General features: G+C 34.9%; 16 protein-coding genes. 14 read left to right on the top strand and 2 right to left on the bottom strand.

Going from position 1 to position 18,281, the window contains the following annotated elements; all coding sequences use genetic code 11:
* From Q0E20_RS01145 to Q0E20_RS01130, 4 genes are read left to right on the top strand one after another with little or no spacing between them, the layout of a single operon-like run.
* Positions 1-3,216, top strand: coding sequence for an ATP-binding protein (locus Q0E20_RS01145; protein ID WP_295995067.1), 3,216 nt, complete (start codon positions 1-3; stop codon positions 3,214-3,216).
* Complete coding sequence (locus tag Q0E20_RS01140) at positions 3,203-3,937, top strand: HNH/ENDO VII family nuclease (protein ID WP_295995066.1); 735 nt, start codon at positions 3,203-3,205, stop codon at positions 3,935-3,937. Before Q0E20_RS01145 ends, Q0E20_RS01140 begins: the two co-directional genes overlap by 14 nt.
* 4 nt (positions 3,938-3,941) lie before the next feature.
* Positions 3,942-4,349 (top strand): SMI1/KNR4 family protein, encoded by a 408-nt coding sequence (locus Q0E20_RS01135; RefSeq protein ID WP_295995065.1) that lies wholly within the window; start codon positions 3,942-3,944, stop codon positions 4,347-4,349.
* A 3-nt stretch (positions 4,350-4,352) separates the two neighbouring features.
* A complete protein-coding gene (locus Q0E20_RS01130) occupies positions 4,353-6,068 on the top strand; it encodes an NERD domain-containing protein (protein WP_295995064.1) in 1,716 nt (571 codons plus the stop codon).
* Positions 6,069-6,113: 45 nt separating this feature from the next.
* Here the strand turns inward: Q0E20_RS01130 and Q0E20_RS01125 are convergent, their stop codons facing one another.
* Positions 6,114-7,469: a hypothetical protein gene (locus Q0E20_RS01125; RefSeq protein ID WP_295995063.1), complete on the bottom strand. Its 1,356-nt coding sequence runs from the start codon at positions 7,467-7,469 to the stop codon at positions 6,114-6,116.
* 540 nt (positions 7,470-8,009) lie between these two features.
* On the opposite strand from Q0E20_RS01125, the gene glmS reads away from it, so the two are divergent.
* The 10 genes from glmS to Q0E20_RS01075 all read left to right on the top strand — a co-directional run bounded on the left by glmS (position 8,010) and on the right by Q0E20_RS01075 (position 17,165).
* Positions 8,010-9,842 carry a glutamine--fructose-6-phosphate transaminase (isomerizing) gene (glmS, locus tag Q0E20_RS01120; protein ID WP_295995062.1) on the top strand — a complete coding sequence of 611 codons (1,833 nt, stop codon included), beginning with the start codon at positions 8,010-8,012 and terminating at the stop codon, positions 9,840-9,842.
* Between the two features lie 58 nt (positions 9,843-9,900).
* Entirely contained in the window at positions 9,901-10,887 is a 987-nt protein-coding gene (trpS, locus tag Q0E20_RS01115) for a tryptophan--tRNA ligase (RefSeq protein WP_295995061.1), read from the top strand.
* A gap of 29 nt (positions 10,888-10,916) precedes the next feature.
* On the top strand, positions 10,917-11,402 hold the full coding sequence (locus Q0E20_RS01110) for a hypothetical protein (protein ID WP_295995060.1): 486 nt from the start codon (positions 10,917-10,919) through the stop codon (positions 11,400-11,402).
* A 104-nt stretch (positions 11,403-11,506) separates the two neighbouring features.
* Positions 11,507-12,319, top strand: coding sequence for an amino acid ABC transporter substrate-binding protein (locus Q0E20_RS01105; RefSeq protein WP_295995059.1), 813 nt, complete (start codon positions 11,507-11,509; stop codon positions 12,317-12,319).
* Positions 12,320-12,442: 123 nt separating this feature from the next.
* Entirely contained in the window at positions 12,443-13,099 is a 657-nt protein-coding gene (locus Q0E20_RS01100) for an amino acid ABC transporter permease (protein WP_295995058.1), read from the top strand.
* A gap of 9 nt (positions 13,100-13,108) precedes the next feature.
* Positions 13,109-13,867 (top strand): amino acid ABC transporter ATP-binding protein, encoded by a 759-nt coding sequence (locus tag Q0E20_RS01095; RefSeq protein WP_295995057.1) that lies wholly within the window; start codon positions 13,109-13,111, stop codon positions 13,865-13,867.
* Positions 13,868-13,922: 55 nt separating this feature from the next.
* Positions 13,923-15,188, top strand: a complete 1,266-nt coding sequence (locus Q0E20_RS01090) for a hypothetical protein (protein ID WP_295995053.1) — start codon at positions 13,923-13,925, stop codon at positions 15,186-15,188.
* 141 nt (positions 15,189-15,329) lie between these two features.
* Complete coding sequence (locus Q0E20_RS01085) at positions 15,330-15,776, top strand: universal stress protein (protein ID WP_295995050.1); 447 nt, start codon at positions 15,330-15,332, stop codon at positions 15,774-15,776.
* A gap of 122 nt (positions 15,777-15,898) precedes the next feature.
* Positions 15,899-16,189: a metalloregulator ArsR/SmtB family transcription factor gene (locus tag Q0E20_RS01080; RefSeq protein WP_295995047.1), complete on the top strand. Its 291-nt coding sequence runs from the start codon at positions 15,899-15,901 to the stop codon at positions 16,187-16,189.
* A gap of 100 nt (positions 16,190-16,289) precedes the next feature.
* Positions 16,290-17,165, top strand: a complete 876-nt coding sequence (locus tag Q0E20_RS01075; protein WP_295995044.1) for a DMT family transporter — start codon at positions 16,290-16,292, stop codon at positions 17,163-17,165.
* Positions 17,166-17,195: 30 nt separating this feature from the next.
* On the opposite strand, the gene Q0E20_RS01070 is transcribed toward Q0E20_RS01075, so the two are convergent.
* The gene (locus Q0E20_RS01070; RefSeq protein ID WP_296032988.1) at positions 17,196-18,185 is read right to left on the bottom strand and encodes an AEC family transporter; all 990 of its coding nucleotides are present in this window, start codon (positions 18,183-18,185) and stop codon (positions 17,196-17,198) included.
* Positions 18,186-18,281 lie beyond the last annotated feature (96 nt).

Below are 18,281 nucleotides of genomic sequence, written 5' to 3'. Positions count from 1 at the left end.
ATGAATAGCAATGAAATTAATAAACTATCTAAAGAAATTAATATTCTTAGTGATGATACTTTTAAATATTTGCAATTAGTGTCTCCTGCATATACTATAAGTCCGAATAACATAGAACAGTATTTAGAAGATAAAAGTTCTGCTCTGATAAAAAATATGACATTTTATAAAATTGTATCTTGCACTACTGAAGAAATAAATTTTGTTGGAGAGGAACTTAATGGAAAAATAGAAAAACTATTTATTAGCTTGAATTCTTTAGCTGTTCCAATTACATATGGAATTATTAGTCAGGATGGGATTGCTAATATAGTAATTGGTGTTTTGGGGGATAGTGATAATGTAAAATCCATTACTGAAGGGTGTTTAACTGGGATTGAACTTGAGCATTATAGACCAGAATTTGTTGAGAATGTATCAGAAGAGAATTATTATGGTTTACTAGCTGGAATTCCTACGATAAATATTGATGGTGAAAAACAAAAATTTAGTATATCCTCTATACTAAGAACTTTAAATGGAAAATCTTATACACTTTTATTTTTAGCAAAACCTATTCCTCGTGTATCGACAGAAAATCGAATCTCTGGTTTAATTAATATTCGCGATAGAGCTTTCGCTCTAAGTAAACAGACAATGGCGGATTCATTTGGTACATCTAATTCTAAAACTGTAAGTACAAGTAACTCGGAGTCTGAATCTATTAGTAAAGCTAATATGAGTGGACATATATTGGGAGGGCTTGGAGCTGCTGGAGGTGCTGCTATAGGTTCAGTAGTCCCCGTAATTGGTACTGCGACAGGTATGCTATTAGGTGGTCTTATCGGAAATGCACTAGGTATTGTAGCGGGTGCTGGAAAGACAGAATCTTATAGCACTAGTAGAACAATTAGTGAAAGTATAGGACAAACTATATCTGAGAATAAATCTATTTCAAGAGACATTCAAAATGGCTTTGCATTGGAATTAATGTCGTATGCTGATACCGCTATAAATAGAATGAAAATAGGCCGATCTTGCGGTATGTGGGAAGTATCAATCGCATATTCTGCATTATCTTTAGATGCAAAAAAAGTTATAGAAGCTTGCTTGTTAGGGGAACTTTCAAAACCTAGCATAGAGCAATTACCTATGATTACATTTACAATTGATAAAGAGAGTAGAGAATTAATTCAAATACCAAGATTCTTGAACGGATATAAAGTTAATAGTTATGAAGAAAATCCATTGTGTTCTTCTTTAACTTCAACAGAGTTAGGCTTATTATGCACATTACCAACTGAAAGTGTTCCTGATTTTGAAGTACGTTATGAAAAATCATATCCTCTAGTTCGCTCGTCTACTGAAAAAGATGATATTAAAATTGGATATTTATTAGATGGTAGTCGTATTTTAAATAATATGCCATTTACTTTTAGTAAACGTGATTTGAATAAACATACTTTTATTTGTGGACTGACAGGTAGTGGCAAGACTACAACTGTAAAAAAGATACTACATGAAGCTGGTATGCCTTTTTTAGTTATAGAGTCAGCCAAAAAAGAGTATAGAAGCTTTAGTGATGTAGATATAGATGGAATATATACGATGGGAAACCCACAGCTTAATTGCCCACAAATCAATCCTTTCTATATCATGCCAGGAGTTAATTTACAGAGTCATATTGATTTATTAAAAGACTTATTCAATGCATCGTTTGGATTATATGGACCTATGCCATATATATTAGAAAAATGTCTCTATTCAATTTATCAGAAGAAAGGTTGGGATTTAACATTAGGTTGTCATCCATTATTGGTAAATTTAGATTCAGAACTGTATTTATATGATGAACAATATATTTTTGAACAATATCAAAACAGTGCACATCGCTATTTATTTCCAACTATGCAGGATTTAAAAAATGAGATAATTCGTTATATAGAAGATGAACTTGAATATAAAGGTGAAATTTTAGATAATATAAAGTCCGCAATGCTAGTTCGCATAGAAAATCTATGTTATGGGTCTAAAGGCTATACATTTAATACATCAGAATGTATAAATTTTGATCAATTATTAAATAAACGTGTTGTATTTGAACTTGAAGATTTAGCTGATGATGCAGATAAAGCTTTTGGAGTGGGACTTCTTATTATTTTTGTCAATGAATATAGAAAAATAAAAAAAGAGTTGCAAGGATTTTATAGTGAAGGCTTACAACATCTTTTAGTTATTGAAGAAGCTCATCGCTTATTAAAAAACACAGTACCAGAAGTAAATTCGGAATTTAATGGGAATGCGAAAGGCAAGGCTGTAGAACATTTTGTTAATATTCTTGCTGAGATGCGATCTTATGGTCAAGGTGTTATTGTAGCGGAGCAAATTCCATCAAAATTGGCGCCTGATGTAATAAAGAATTCATCCAATAAAGTAGTTCAACGCCTTGTATCAAAGGATGATCAGAATGTGATGGCTAATACTATTGGTATGCTTAGTGAAGATGCTATACAGTTAGGGACTTTAAAATCTGGGTATGGATATTGTCATAGAGAAGGCATGTCTAATCCTACGCGTGTTAAAATTGAGAATACTACAGTTGATGAATCTGGAGATTTTTCAGGATTGAACAGATATATAACTGATGAAGATATATATGGTTATAATTATAATAGATTTAATTTATTGAATTTGAGTACTGTCACTAGAGCATTTGATGATGATATAAAAGTGCAGCGTTTGATTATTGCCTTTTTTAATACAATTTTAGTAGAGTCAAAAGAAAATATAAAATTATCAATAGAACAAATATTTGTAGATTTAGTAAAAATAGCTAATCGGAAGTCGTTATCATTATTATTCTGCGATAATATTAGAATTCTTATTAGAGATTATTTATTTATATCAATATTAAAGTTACTTGTAACTGGTATTTATTCAGTAAAACAGTTACCATCAGGTGATTTAGCTTCTACTATAAAAGATGTATTGAATTTACGTACTGATGAAGCCATTGTTAGGTTGAAAAACTTATTGGAAAAGTCTTATAAACGAGATATTTTATTATATGGACGATTTATTGTGATGAGTTTGATTGCTAAGGATAAAATTGAAAACTTAGATTTAATGGGGACTATAGATAATTATTTTATAGTTATTTCAAAAACAGAAAAGAGTCGTATATATAGAGGTTTAATGGAGATACGAGATGGGATGTCTGAATATGATAAATACTAATAATATTAGATTGGATGATTTTGAACAGACACAAAATGTTTCAGAACTCAATGAAATCGATTTGAGTAAAACTATTCAAAAATCGATAGGAGAGATAGATTCAGAATATATTTTTACTACCGCACCTAAAGAATTAAACTATATCTTTGATGATGAGAATATTATTTGGCAATCTGCATTAAATACTCAGAACGAAGAGGGGATAGTGGATAACGTTGAAATAAATAATATTGAATTTTCTGATCCATTACTTTCAAAGTTGACTGAAGACGAAAAGATTAAAGTGAAATCAGAAACAGGTTGGTCTGATGAAATTATTGATAATATTGAAAATATGAGACAATATGAGATTTTAAAAGATGCAGATCTTGTAGAGGTTGAGATTAATGGACGGCCATGTTTGATTAAGAAAGATATCAATTTAGATTATACAGATGCTGATGGAATTAGTAATAGAGATCGTATAAAGAGGGGCTTAGCACCTATTGATGAAAAAACTAGAAAGCCATTAGAATTACATCATCTTGGGCAAAAAGCGGATTCTCCTCTTGTCGAATTGTCAATAGAAGAGCATCGGACAGGTGAATATGTAGATGGTAAGAAAAATCAGACTCTATGGCATGATAATACAAAAGTAACAGAAGTTCATGGTGAGGGTAATACTTGGGATGAAGAGCGTAAGAGTCATTGGAAAACAAGAAGTGAAACTATAAAGGAGTAGATTGATGAAAACTGATATAACTACTACAATTAATTCGTTGCCAGACCTTCTTTCATTAAAAAAAGCAACAGAAGAAATGATTAATAGTGCTGAAGAAGAATTGGATTTGACGTTTGCTGATGAATTTAAACAGTATTTGAGGGAGTTTGGGGCAATTATTGCAGAAGGGATTGAGTTAACTGGAATTGCTAATTCAGAATATAGACATGTTGTACCAGTAACAAAAGAGGCCTGGAATTTGAATCCGAATATACCTCATAGATTTTATGTGATAGAGGATACACATGTAGATGGGATTGTTATTTGGCAAGAGAGTTCAGGTAAGGTATATAGAAGTGCTCCTAATTCTCAACTTGTATTTATTGCAAACAGTATGAAACAATACATAGAAAGAAGATTTAATATAGTATAAAATATGGCTAAATTTTATCCTACGATAATAAATGGTTTTCATTCTAGTGAAGGAGAACGCCTTGTATATGAGGCGTTCTCAAAATTAAATAATGAGTATATTATTTTCCATTCTTACCATTGGTTAGGTGAAATTAACCAACGGCGGAGTGAAGGCGAAGCAGATTTTGTTGTTTTGCACCCTAAAAAAGGTATCTTGTCTATTGAAGTTAAAACTGGAGGTATCTCGTATTGCAATGGTAATTGGGTTCAAACGAATCGTTATACAAAAGAAAATAAAATAATTGACCCATTAGGTCAAGCTGCAGAAAGTCAATTTAGGATTCAGAACTATTTACGTAAACATTATCATGGGCAAATGCCTGTAATTGGGCGTGCGGCATGGTTTCCATCAGTATCTATTCATGATAAAATTACACTACCCTTAGAAGTTAATCGCGATATTATATTTGATGTAGGTTCATTAATTAACCCATCAGAAGATTTAGATAAAGCGTTTTTATACTGGAAAGAAAATCTTGGATTTAGGCAAACAGAGCTTTGTATGCATGATTTTAAAGATGTAATCAAGTTATTAATGCCTAATTTTAGAATCGTGGAGTCCGTCGCTAGTACTGCATTAGAGGCTAAGCGTAGTTTTATTCTAATGAACAGACAACAAGCATCTATATTATATTTTTTACAGGAGCAACCTACTGCTGTTATTCATGGACCTGCTGGTACGGGTAAGACAATGCTAGCTATAGAGAAAGCTAAAATACTTGCAAGTAAGGGTGAAAAGGTCTTATATCTTTGCTTTAATGAGTTTTTATTGTCTTATTTACAGGAGCATTATAAACAGAGTAGTATTATATTTCACAATGTCCGTTCTCTTGCGGAGGAGTTAATGCCACAACAAGAATATTCAATTTCAGAAATTATCCCGATGTTTATTGAATATTTTTTGAATGAATATGATGACTGTTTATGGCCTTATGATCATGTAGTTATTGATGAAGGTCAGGATATTCCGGAATCTATTCTTGAACATATTTCGATATTAACAGATATGTTAAATGGTCATTTTTATGTATTTTATGATAAGAATCAATATATTATGATGCATAAATCAACATGCTGGTTGGATACATATGGTGATTGTCGTTTAGTCTTATATAAGAACTGTCGGAATACTGCAGAAATTGCTCGTACTATTGGTACCACTGTCGAAAATATAAAGGAAGATATTTATGTCAATGATTTATCCGGTATAATTCCCAAAGGTTCTTTTTATCAAAACGCAAAAGAGTTGATGTGGATTGTATCGAATTTTGTAATTCGAATGATAGAAGATAAGTTAAAAATTGAGGATATTGTAATTTTGACGACGAGTAGTATTGAAAACAGTATATTGCAAAATATTAAGCGTGTTGGGGGAATTCCAATTTCTACAACTCCAAAGAAAAGTCACATTTTATTTACATCTGTAAGAAAATTTAAAGGATTAGAAGCTAAGGCAGTACTTCTTATTGATATTTATGTAGATAAGCTTAATGATGAACTTCATAAGCGATTGGTATATGTTGGATGCTCAAGAGCAAGTACATATTTACAAATGGCTTTTTATGATAATGTAGAACCATCAGAATATAAAACTATTATTAAACACTATTCTGATAAAGCGGTATCAGAAAACCCTAAATCAGATTTATTAAATCTATTTAGGATTGATATAATATAATAAGAATAATAGGAGTCATCATTACTTTGGTGACTCCTATTATTCTTATTGTTTGTTTTTTATCATGAGTTTATATCCATTCAAGTGAATATTACTGCCTGTTGTGTCTTCGTTAGTTAAAGATTTTACATAGCTATCGCCTGTAAGTGTCCACGTGGAATCTTTGCTGAGTTTCAGTGTAATTTCTTTTGCAGTATTGTCAGTGTTGATAGCGCCAACAAGGCTAGATCCATTTGTCATGTCTAGCGCAATGGTGCTAATTGCATCGGCTACAATATTGCCGCTTAAGGCTTGGTTGGAGGTGCGAAGTGTAAGGTGACCGCCATTTTCACCGGTTTTTCCCCAACGGGAGTCGGCCGCTGCTTTCACTAGTGTAGTAGTATTGGGAGTAGAGATAGCATTGCCAGTAAGGTCTACCTCTGCAGTGGTGTTGTTTACATAGATAAATGCGCCTGTAGCGTGAGAGGTGAGTGCATTATTTTCGGCTTTGAGGCGTGCAATGCCGCTTTCAGCATCTCCAGAAAAGCTTTGATATAGCATAAAACCATTGTCTTTGTAGCCTGTTACATTAGAGTTGGTAAGAGTAATGGAGTTTTTACCTTCTACAACACCAATTTCACTATTTTTAGCTTCCCCCGTAATGTAGTCAGCTGTAATGTTGCCAGTGGAGTAGATGATAGGGCTACCTTCGCCAGATGTCGTTAGTTTGGCAGCTTCGGCAGTAATCGTACCTTCACCACGGTCTGTAGCTAATGTAGCGGAGTGAGCCCCTTCGGTTGTAATTGTAAGATGTTTACCGTTTACAGTGCCTTTATAGGTAGCGTCTAAACCACGAGAGGAATTGCGTTTGGTATGAATATTAGTATTTTCTACTGTGATGACAGAACCTTCACCAGTGGCAAATACAGCATTTGAACCATTGGAATTGGATGTAATATTGCTGCCTTTGATATTGATTTGGCTACCGTCGATGCCCAGAACTACTGCATTTTGACCATGAAAATTACTGTTGTCATCGCTGGTTGTGTTACCTGTTTTGTCGAATACACTGTTTTCGATATTTACGATAGCCTTGTTTTTACCGATAAAAGCATTTTGATCAGATGTTGTATTGGACATCAATTCATGAGCAATAGATTTATTTTCTGTTACTACAGTAGTACCTGTGAAAGTATTAGGATTAGCTTCTGCCTTTGGTGTTGGACCATTAGGTGCACTCATAGGTGGATTCCCAGTTGGTGGAACACTTGGTGTTTCTTGCGCAAAGGTTGGAAGAAAGGCCAATGTAGAGAGGGCTGCACCTAATATGGCAGGGAGTACCCAACGACGCAATTTTCTATAGGAATGTTTGTGTTTTGTAGATACAGATTTATTATGTGTTTTATGTTTAGATGTATTCACTTTAATCTCTCCTGACAACAAATACTTATTGTGTAAATTTTAATAAATATGATTGTATAAAATTAATATAATGTGTAGTATAGTGATATTATATGAGTAATTTATGAATTGATGTAGTAGGTGATAGTTGGTATAAGAAAATAAAGCTTAACTTGTGTTACGTGCTTTCATAGAGCCTATATTCTTTACATTCATTACATCGATTTAGTATAATATAGTTTAGTATGATTACAATTATACTAGATCTGTCATATAACAGTGAAAGGAGTCCCAAATTCGTAAAGGCGAATAGCGCATGTACCCGTGGAGACAGCCATTAGGGTAGACGAGGGGAAGGGTTATCGAATCATCAGCGGATGCTCTTCCGGCATGTTCATGTCGTAACAAATATTAAAAATCCTATCGGTAACGATGGGGACAAAATATATTTGATTGAACAATAGGTAGAATAGTAATTAGTATATTACTGAGAACATTAATTTGTTAGCCTTAGTTTTTGGCTGGGGCTATGAATGCCCCCAGTTTTAGGAGGATATACATATGTGCGGTATCGTTGGATACATTGGCTTTAATCAAGCATCTGATTTTTTATTGGACGGTATGTCTAAATTAGAATACCGTGGTTATGACTCGGCAGGTATTGCCATCATCGGCCCTGAAAATGTAATTAAAATTCAAAAGAAGGTTGGCCGTTTAGCTAATTTAGAAGCCATCGTGAAAGCAGACCCTAATGAAGGTACTGTAGGTATTGGTCATACACGTTGGGCTACACATGGTCGTCCATCCGATATGAATGCCCACCCTCATGCATCTGAAGATGGTAAATTTGCTGTAGTTCATAACGGCATTATTGAAAATTACATGCCTTTGAAAGAGGAACTTCTTGCAAAAGGGTACCATTTCAAATCTGAAACGGATACAGAAGTAGTGGCTCATCTATTAGAAGATATGTACGATGGTGATTTTGTAGGTACTGTTCGCCGTATGCTTGATCGTGTTGATGGTGCATATGCGCTTGAAATTATCTGTGCTGATGAGCCAGATAAAATCATTTGTACTAAAAAAGAAAACCCATTGGTTATCGGCCTTGGCAAAGGAGAAAACTTCGTTGCTTCCGATATTCCAGCAATCATTAACTATACACGTGATACATATATCTTAAATGATGGTGAATTAGCTATCGTTACTCGCGATAATGTATCTGTATTTGACCGTAAAGGCAATCCTATCGATAAAGAAGTGTTCCATGTTAACTGGAATGCAGAAGCTGCAGAAAAGGGCGGTTATGAACATTTCATGTTAAAAGAAATTCATGATCAACCTAAGGCTGTACGCGATACATTCGGTACTCATATCTCTGAAGATGGCAAAACAGCAATTTTTGATGAGTTAAATTGGACAGCTGAAGATGTAACTGCTTTCAATAAAATTCTTATCGTTGCTTGTGGTACTGCTTATCATGCAGGTCTTGTAACTAAACAATATATCGAAAATTTAGCACGTATTCCGGTGAATGTAGAAATCGCATCTGAATATCGTTATAGCAATCCGTTGACAGATGACAAAACATTATGTATCGTTATCAGCCAATCTGGTGAAACATCTGATACATTGGCTGCTTTGAAAGAGGCTAAACGCTTAGGTGCTAAATCATTGGCGATTACGAATGTAGTAGGTTCTAGTATTTCTCGTGAAGCAGATAACACTGTTTACACATGGGCTGGCCCTGAAATCTCTGTAGCATCTACAAAAGCATATACGACTCAATTAGTAGCAGGCTTATTGTTCGCTGTATACCTTGGCCAATTGAATGGTAAGATGAATCCGGCTTTAGGTGAAGAAATTCTTAGTGGCATTAAAAACTTACCTTCTTTGATTCATGAAATCTTTGAAGTAGATGAGGATATGAAAGCCTTTGCTAAACATTATGGTTTTAAATCTGATGCATTCTTCTTGGGCCGTGCCATTGACTACGCAGTAGCCATGGAAGGTGCTTTGAAATTGAAAGAAATTTCTTACATCCATGCTGAAGCATATGCTGGTGGCGAGTTGAAACATGGTACATTGGCTCTTATCGAAGAAGGAGTGCCTGTTATTGCATTGGCTACACAAGAAGATGTGTACGATAAGATGATTAGCAACATTCGCGAAGTAAAAGCTCGTGAAGCTGTTGTCATCGGTATTGGGATGAAAGGTGACGAAGAATTGTCTAAACACGTCGATCATACAATTTATGTACCTCGTGCAAATAAATTCATCGCTCCGATTTTAGTAGTTGTACCATTGCAATTATTGGCATACTACGCAGCGATTACACGCGGTGCAGATGTAGATAAACCACGCAACTTGGCTAAATCTGTAACCGTAGAATAATATATATAACCAACAGTGCTTTGGCACTGTTGGTTTATTTCAATATAGGGAGACTATTATGGCAGTTATATTTTCCGGCATCCAACCAAGTGGTGAATTGACACTTGGTAATTATTTGGGAGCTTTACGTAATTTCTTAGACTATCAAGATACTGATGAATGTTATTATTGTATCGTTAACCAACATGCGATTACGGTACCGCAAGATCCAAAGGAGTTATTTCAAAATACTCGTAATTTGGCTGCATTGTATCTTGCTGTTGGTCTTGATCCTAAGAAAGTAACATTATTCGTTCAATCCGAAGTACCTGAGCACGTTAAACTCGGTTGGGTTATGCAATCTATTAGTTATGTTGGCGAATTAGAGCGAATGACTCAGTACAAAGATAAGTCTCAAAAGCAAGGTGATTCTATTCCTACAGCGTTGCTTACATACCCACCATTGATGGCGGCAGATATTTTGTTATATGGTACAAACTATGTTCCTGTAGGTGAGGATCAAAAACAACATCTTGAATTGACTCGTAATTTGGCAGAGCGTTTTAACCGTAGATTTGGCGAAACTTTCGTAGTACCTGATATCAAGGTAGGTGAAGGTGGTGCTCGCGTTATGAGCTTACAAGAGCCAACTAAGAAAATGAGTAAATCTGATGATAACCAAAATGCTACAATTCGTCTTTTGGATGCACCAGACTTGATTGTGAAAAAATTGAAACGTGCTCAAACTGACTCGGATAATGCAGTACGTTACGACAAAGAAAATAAACCTGGTATTTCCAATTTGATGGGGATTTACCGTGCTATCACAAAAGATAGCTATGAGAAAATTGAAGATATGTATGCCGGTAAAGGGTATGGTACATTTAAATCGGATATTGCTGATTTGCTAGTAGCTACATTGAAACCAATTCAACAACGATATAATGAACTGATTACAAGTCCAGAACTCGATATCATCTTAGATGAAGGTGCAGCAAAAGCACATGTTAAAGCATCTGTTATGTATCGCAAGGTTGAACAAGCAATGGGTCTTTGCCGTAAGTAGGTGTTTACATACATTTTTTGAGGTCAAATATGACGAAACAAGAGGTAAGCGAACGATTTTCGGGCGGCCGTGTCAAACATATGGTTACCACTCATAAGGCAGTGCAGTGGCTAGGGCGAATTTTAGGTATCATCATTTGTGTTGCGTTGATTAAATGGGCCCCCCATGATATAGGCAATCGTATGCTTTGTTATGCAGTAGTTGTTTATTTATTATGGTGGGTACACGGTCTTGATGTCATTCTCGTATATATTTGCGAAAATGGTTTTGTCATTAAGCAGAGACCGACTAATTTACGTGATTATTTTCGCAGTGCTATTAACACGGATGAGTATTATGTATGGATACCTTTTGAAAATGTAGTTGGATTCACTCCTAATTGGAAAGAATTACAAGCTGTTAATATGCATGGTGGTATTTATGTAGTGCCATTAGATTTACAACTTGCGCCTTATAAGGATAAATTACGTCTTCAAGCAGCTATAAAACATTATAGGGATACACATGGTCAGTAATGATTAAAAATTTATTGATTTATCTATTTACAACTTTAATATACTAAAGTATAATAGGTTCATAAGCTAAAGTACGAGATGTAATGAATTGCATGGAGGACATTATGAACTGGAAAAAGATTATGGCTGTAGGTTTGGCTGCGGTCTCTATGATGGCTTTTGTAAGTGGTTGTGGTAGTAATACTAAAAATGCTGATACGCAATTACCTAAAAAAATTGTTATCGGTTTAGATGATAGCTTCCCACCAATGGGCTTTAAAGATGATAAAGGTGAAATCGTAGGTTTAGATATCGATTTAGCAAAAGAGGCTGCTAAGCGTGCTGGCATGGACGTTGAATTTAAGGCGATTGACTGGTCCAGTAAAGAAGCTGAGTTGAAATCTAAGAAAGTAGACGCATTGTGGAACGGTTTAACTGTTTCTCCTGAACGTGAGAAAAACATCTTGTTCTCGAATGCATACATGAAAGATAAACAATATCTTATTGTTCGTAATGATGATAATTCTATTAAGAATAAATCTGATCTTGCTGGCAAGGTTGTAGGTGTACAACAAGCTAGTACTGGTGAATCTGCATTACAAAATGATCCTAGTGGTAAAACTGTTAAAGAAATTAAATCGTATGCTGATTTCGTAAGTGCTTTTATGGATCTTGGTATTGGTCGTCTTGATGCAGTTATCGCTGATGGTGTTATTGCGCGCTACTTGATGACTAAAGAACCTGGTAAATATAAAATTGTAGAAGGTACTGATTATGGTGTAGAGAACTTTGCCGTAGGGTTCCGCAAAGAGGACACTGCATTACGTGATAAAATTAATGCTATCTTAGTTGAAATGAAAAAAGATGGTACTGCTGATAAAATTGCTGAAAAATGGTTAGGTTCTGGTGCCGATTTAGATAAGAGCGATGCTAAATAGTACGATTCGTGATATACTTATAGTGCTATGGTCAGTATGTATAAGTGATAATTAAAGAACGGAATGTACACTAGAGAAGAGGCCAGGTGCCTCTTCTCTAGTCGTGTTTTGAAGGAGTATTTCATGTTAGACTATTTATTGCAGATTATCCCAACCATTGCTGATGGGCTTAAAGTCACTATTGCACTTTTCTGTGTTGTATGGGTGCTATCTATCCCTGGCGGGATTGTATTGGCTTTATTACGGTTATCTAAACTTCCAGTAGTTGATAAAATTGTAGAAGCCTTTGTCTATTTAATGCGTGGCACGCCGTTGATGCTACAAATTTTATTTATGTATTTTGCATTGCCTATCATGACCGATGGGGCCATTCAAATGGATGATGCGACGGCAGCTGTCGTTACATTTGTACTTAACTATGCTGCGTATCTTTGTGAAATCTTCCGTGGTGGTATTCAATCGATTCCGCGTGGTCAATATGAAGGGGCAAAAGTTCTTGGTTTTACCTATGGTCAAACGATGCGTACCATTATTTTGCCACAAATGTTTAAACGTGTATTGCCACCTCTTGCAAATGAAACGATTAACTTATTGAAAGATACATCTCTTGTATATGTATTGGCAATGAACGATATTTTGCGTATTACAAAGTCCATTGTTCAACGTGATTTTGATATTTCTGCCTTTCTTGTGGCTGCAATATTCTATTTATTCTTTACGTTCATTTTGACGAATATCTTTAATTATTTAGAAAAACGTTTCTCTGTATATGATGAGTAAGAGGTAATTATGACTTTTGTAAATATGGAACGCATAGAGAAACACTTTAATAATAATGTGGTATTAAAAGATGTTTCTTTGCAAATGAATAAAGGTGAAATCGTATCTATTATCGGCCCATCTGGTTCCGGTAAATCTACGTTTTTGCGTTGCTTAGGCCAGTTAGAAACTATTGATAGAGGGAATATCACTGTCGATGGTGTAGAATTGGTTTCCACTGATGCTAATGGTGTTGTTACCTATGCAAATAAACATACTATGCATGATTTACTACTTCGCATGGGGATGGTATTCCAATCATTTAATTTGTTCCCACATATGACTGTTCTTGAAAACATTATGGTGGCACCGCGTATGGTGAAAGGCATGAAAGATACCGATATCATGCCAATCGCAGAACGCTTACTTAATAAGGTAGGTCTTTGGGATAAACGAGATATGTATCCATCGAGATTGTCTGGCGGTCAACAACAGCGTGTAGCTATCGCTCGTGCATTAGCTATGAATCCTGAGATTATGTTGTTTGATGAACCTACTTCTGCTCTTGATCCAGAGTTGACCGGAGAAGTATTGAAAACGATTAAGCAGCTAGCAGATGATCGGATGACTATGATTATTGTTACCCATGAAATGAACTTTGCTCGAGAAGTTTCAGATCGTATCATCTTTATGGCAGATGGTATAATTCAAGAAGAAGGGGAACCAGAACAATTATTTACAAATCCACAATCCCCTAGAACTAAAGCTTTTTTAGAAAATATGTTATAATCCTTACCACCTATGAAATCATAGGTGGTACCTTCGCATATATGAAAGGAACTTTATGAAATTATCTATCGCATTAGTATTAGCTGGTTTGTCCATCGTATCTAGCGTTGCTTACGGGGCCTCTCCTGAACATGCTACACCAAAGGCTATTGTAGCCTCGCAAGCAGATGCTCTCTCCGTATTGCCAGAGCAATACAAATCGTATGCTACTAAGATGAATACAGTCGTAAAGGATACGAAAAACGGTTATACTTTCACAATTCCATGGCGTGTTAGTGATGGTGTCATGATTGATATGGATGTACGTAGTGAAAGCGAACATATACAAGGGTATTCGTTTAATTTATCAGGTCCAAATCAAGATGATGCATATACAGTGTCATTTACAAAGCGAAATAATACACCGCAAGGCAATGTATCGCAAAAAGTATGGAATACAACTTGGTATGATGTGCCAATTAAGGGGATGACTGATGAGGAGTATCTTCGCATTTGGCGTCAACATAGTAATGTATTCGATAGTAATGATATAGTGGGTGGTTTCTTTCCAAAGAAAGGTGCACAAGCAGCTCGTTGGAGTCGTACTACGCCTAAATCGTATGCAGAGATGACATCTACTGAACAGGTTCATTCTGTATTTGAAGCTGAATTTATCATGGAAAAGGATCCAACTCATCGATATAATCTAGTAAGTACGTATCCACCTAATCAGGCTAAATTTATGGAACAAGGTCTCATGGAAACTGCTATTCCTACGTTTTCTTTACTAGATACAAAGAAAAATGATTCCACATTGCATAGTGTTAAGAAAATGTTGTCTGGATCCGGTGATATTAATGTAGCAGAAGGCTTGAAGTTTGTTACTCCTAAAGGATTTACGCGACTTAATGAGCCTAAAAAGATTGCTTTTACAAGAGATAAAATTCGTCTTGATGTAGAAAACTTTTCTGTTCCTGTTCAAGCGGTGAGCAGTGCTATGCCAACGATGATGGGTAAGCAGATGTTGGGCGACCAATACGTAAAATCTTTGGTTGATGTCAACAAGGCTACTATTGAACGATATGAAACACATATTATTGATGGTGCAGTTATGTTTTATGTAGCTGGGACTATGAAAAATCCAGAATCAGCAGATACAGATGTAGCGGAAACTGTTGAATTTGGGGCTACCATTATTCTAGGTAATAATGGGAATGTTGGCGTGGCGCGTATGATTGCACCTATCGGTACTATGCTATCAACCCCTGAACTAGTTGATATTTTGGATGGTTTCAAGTTAACGAATTCCTTAAATATTAATAATTCTTCCCAAGTTCTTTAATCTGTAAAAAAATGTGCTATAATGTATATAAATCCTAATTGAAAAAAGAGGGGTTTTCCTAATTGGTCTAGAATATTATAAGTAGACTAAATGATTTTTAATCATATCCCTTCATGGGGATTGGAAATAGGAGGGGTTAATATGGTTACCTATAAAACTATTGTTGTACCTACTGATGGTTCTGAAAATGCTAAACGTGCACTAGAACATGCACTTGCTGTAGCAGATCGTAACAAAGCAGAATTGATTGTTGTTCACGTAGCAAATATTGTATCTGCTATTTCTAACTTTGATCAAACACCAATTTCTGGTGGTTATGTATCTGAACAAATTGCAGAAGATATGGAAGAAACAGGTAAAGAAATCTTGAACGATGTAGTGAAAGAAATTCCTGCTGGTGTTACCGTTAAATCTGTATTTGAAGTTGGTTCCCCAGGTCCAGCATTGTTAGCTGTTGCTAAAAAATATAATGCTGATCTTATTGTAATGGGTAGCCGTGGTCTTGGACCTTTGAAAGGCTTATTCATGGGTAGTGTAAGTAGTTATGTAACAAGTCATTCCTCTTGCCCAGTATTAGTCGTTAAATAATATCATATAATTTAAGAGACTTTGTCATTGTGTGCAAAGTCTCTTTTTGTATATAATAGGTATAATAGAGATAGTGTTCTGATTGAAATATTAACCGTATTAGTATAAAAGAAAGGAGCCCTATGAACGACGGAAACGAATCATTGTTAAAGTTAGCAGAATTGTTTAAGATTCTTGGAGATCCAACACGCCTAAAAATTGTTGAATTATTATTAGAAAATGAAATGTGTGTTAATCATATTGCTGAAACAATGGGAATGGGGCAATCTGCTATTTCTCATCAGTTGCGTGTATTACGACAAGCACGTCTTGTAACATATCGTAAAGAAGGGAAAACGGCATATTATTCTTTGAATGACGATCATGTAGAAGGACTTGTTCGATTGGGCATGGATCATGTGGCACATCAATAATCAGTTTTATTATAATGAACATCTTTTATCATATTATGAATGAAAGGTGTTTTTAGTTGCGTTAAATATGAGGATGGATATATATATAGTGAATCTGTTAATGAAAAATATAGGTATATTTGTGGTATTTCTTGCCACGGTATTTTTATCAACCAAATCAATTTGGGCAAAGTTAATTTATCTAGATTCATTAAGTCCTTTGAGTGTTCTGGCATACAGAGCTCTTTTATCATTACCTTTTTTTATCCTTCCAATGATTCATTTTAATTGGCGGAGTGTGAGTAAAAAACAAGTTTTTAAGTATTCTTTTGTTGGATCAGTTCTTTATTTAACTTCGTCTATGGCAGACTTTATAGGTTTATTATATATTTCTGCTTCTTTAGAGCGTGCCGTTTTATTTACATTTCCGATCTATGTATTTTTACTATCTTCAGATTTATCTAGGATTACGATTTCAAAGATTGTGTTAATTATTTTTACTGTTTTAGGATTAGGACTTATGTTTAATCCTACTGTTGACAGTTATTTTACTAATACTTTAATAGGCATATTATTAGTTTTAGTTTCTGCTATATCTTGGGCTTTATTCATGATTTATAGTAAGCGGGTTGTTTTAAGTATTAGTCCTACTATCTTCACTAGTACATATATGTGTATAACTACAGTGCTTTTACTTTTGGGCTTTATACTAAATAGTGGTAGCTTTTCAGAGGTTATAGCGCTCCAACCTCATACTATAATTTATTTAATTTTCTTGGCTATTTTTTGCTCTATAGTTCCATCATATTTAATGTCCTTTGGGTTAAAGAAAATTAGTGCATCACTTGCGGCAGTTATTAGTGCAATGGGGCCAATAGTTACTTTAGGTCTAGATGTAGTAATTCTTAATCATCATCTAGGATTAAATGAAATTATAGGTGCTATAATAGTTACAATTTGCGTAACTTGTTTGACAAGATTAAATGATAAGGCATAAAAAAATCACCCATAGTTGATTTTTTCTATTTTAATATAATGGGAAAAGGTAATAGGCTATAGTGATGAAAAGCGGCATAGTTATAGCAGATAATATTGTAGTTCCCATTACGATTTGTGTAGCATATTCCGGATTGTTTTTCATTTCTATGGCAATGAGGGCCATGTTGATTGCTGTAGGCACACTGTATGTAATGATAATCGTCTGAGCTGCTATTGGGTGCATGGGTCCGTAGAATATGATAAATAGTATTGTTATAATGGCAGCCAATAGAGGACTGACGATGAGTCGTAATGCAGTGGCGAGCATAATATCAACTTTAAAGAAATTCAATGGTGTTCTGTTGATTTGAACTCCTAAAGCAATCATAGCTACACCGACAAAGGCATTTGCAAAGATATTAAGGGGAGCAAAGAAAAATAAGCCGTGTAAATCAAATGGTAATAACTGACATAGTAAGGCTAGCGGTATGGCATATACCATAGGCATATGGAATACAACGTTTAAAGCATCTCTTGTGCTTAATCGTCCGGCACCTGCTTGGTAGAAACCGTAGGTGTTGCTCGTGATGGTTTGAATGATCATAATCGATACAACGCTGACGAGTCCTAAGTTGGCATAAGGCGTAGCCCCATCGATCACATATGGTACATTGGCAAATACAAAGAGAGCAAGGGCTATGCCCATGTTTCCAACGTTATTAAACATAACACAATTTTTTAGTGTTGCTGTTTTTGCTACATCGTAACCTTGTACACGTCCTACAATTCCAGAGATAATGGAGTTTAATATAAGCACACACAGTGCACAAAAAACAATTTCTAATGTACTAGAAGTAAATTTGGCTTCATACATAGCCCGAAATACAAACGTGGGCAATAAAATGTAAAAATTAAGTTTACTTAATGTGTATAAATCGAGTTTAAATTTTTTATCTAACACAAATCCGATACCTATAAGCATAAATATAGGTATCATGGAATTCATGAAAATATGCCCTATTAATGTTATTAAATTCATAGTCTCACCTAGAGTCTTGTAATATATAATTGTGATTAAAATCATGGTATATATTAACTATGATAAAATATAGTATATGTATTATATGCATAGAAT

The sequence above is a fragment of the uncultured Veillonella sp. genome, assembly GCF_934230905.1.
GTDB lineage: Bacteria > Bacillota > Negativicutes > Veillonellales > Veillonellaceae > Veillonella.
This window is presented reverse-complemented; position numbering and strand designations above follow the sequence as displayed.

Bases quoted from the DNA above. Each gene is read 5' to 3' on its own strand.
- Q0E20_RS01080 (WP_295995047.1), top strand. From the start codon at position 15,899: ATGAACGACGGAAACGAATCATTGTTAAAGTTAGCAGAATTGTTTAAG.
- Q0E20_RS01095 (WP_295995057.1), top strand. From the start codon at position 13,109: ATGACTTTTGTAAATATGGAACGCATAGAGAAACACTTTAATAATAAT.
- Q0E20_RS01075 (WP_295995044.1), top strand. From the start codon at position 16,290: ATGAAAAATATAGGTATATTTGTGGTATTTCTTGCCACGGTATTTTTA.
- glmS (WP_295995062.1), top strand. From the start codon at position 8,010: ATGTGCGGTATCGTTGGATACATTGGCTTTAATCAAGCATCTGATTTT.
- Q0E20_RS01145 (WP_295995067.1), top strand. From the start codon at position 1: ATGAATAGCAATGAAATTAATAAACTATCTAAAGAAATTAATATTCTT.
- Q0E20_RS01105 (WP_295995059.1), top strand. From the start codon at position 11,507: ATGAACTGGAAAAAGATTATGGCTGTAGGTTTGGCTGCGGTCTCTATG.
- Q0E20_RS01070 (WP_296032988.1), bottom strand. From the start codon at position 18,185: ATGAATTTAATAACATTAATAGGGCATATTTTCATGAATTCCATGATA.
- Q0E20_RS01130 (WP_295995064.1), top strand. From the start codon at position 4,353: ATGGCTAAATTTTATCCTACGATAATAAATGGTTTTCATTCTAGTGAA.
- Q0E20_RS01140 (WP_295995066.1), top strand. From the start codon at position 3,203: ATGATAAATACTAATAATATTAGATTGGATGATTTTGAACAGACACAA.
- Q0E20_RS01135 (WP_295995065.1), top strand. From the start codon at position 3,942: ATGAAAACTGATATAACTACTACAATTAATTCGTTGCCAGACCTTCTT.
- Q0E20_RS01110 (WP_295995060.1), top strand. From the start codon at position 10,917: ATGACGAAACAAGAGGTAAGCGAACGATTTTCGGGCGGCCGTGTCAAA.
- Q0E20_RS01100 (WP_295995058.1), top strand. From the start codon at position 12,443: ATGTTAGACTATTTATTGCAGATTATCCCAACCATTGCTGATGGGCTT.
- Q0E20_RS01085 (WP_295995050.1), top strand. From the start codon at position 15,330: ATGGTTACCTATAAAACTATTGTTGTACCTACTGATGGTTCTGAAAAT.
- Q0E20_RS01090 (WP_295995053.1), top strand. From the start codon at position 13,923: ATGAAATTATCTATCGCATTAGTATTAGCTGGTTTGTCCATCGTATCT.
- trpS (WP_295995061.1), top strand. From the start codon at position 9,901: ATGGCAGTTATATTTTCCGGCATCCAACCAAGTGGTGAATTGACACTT.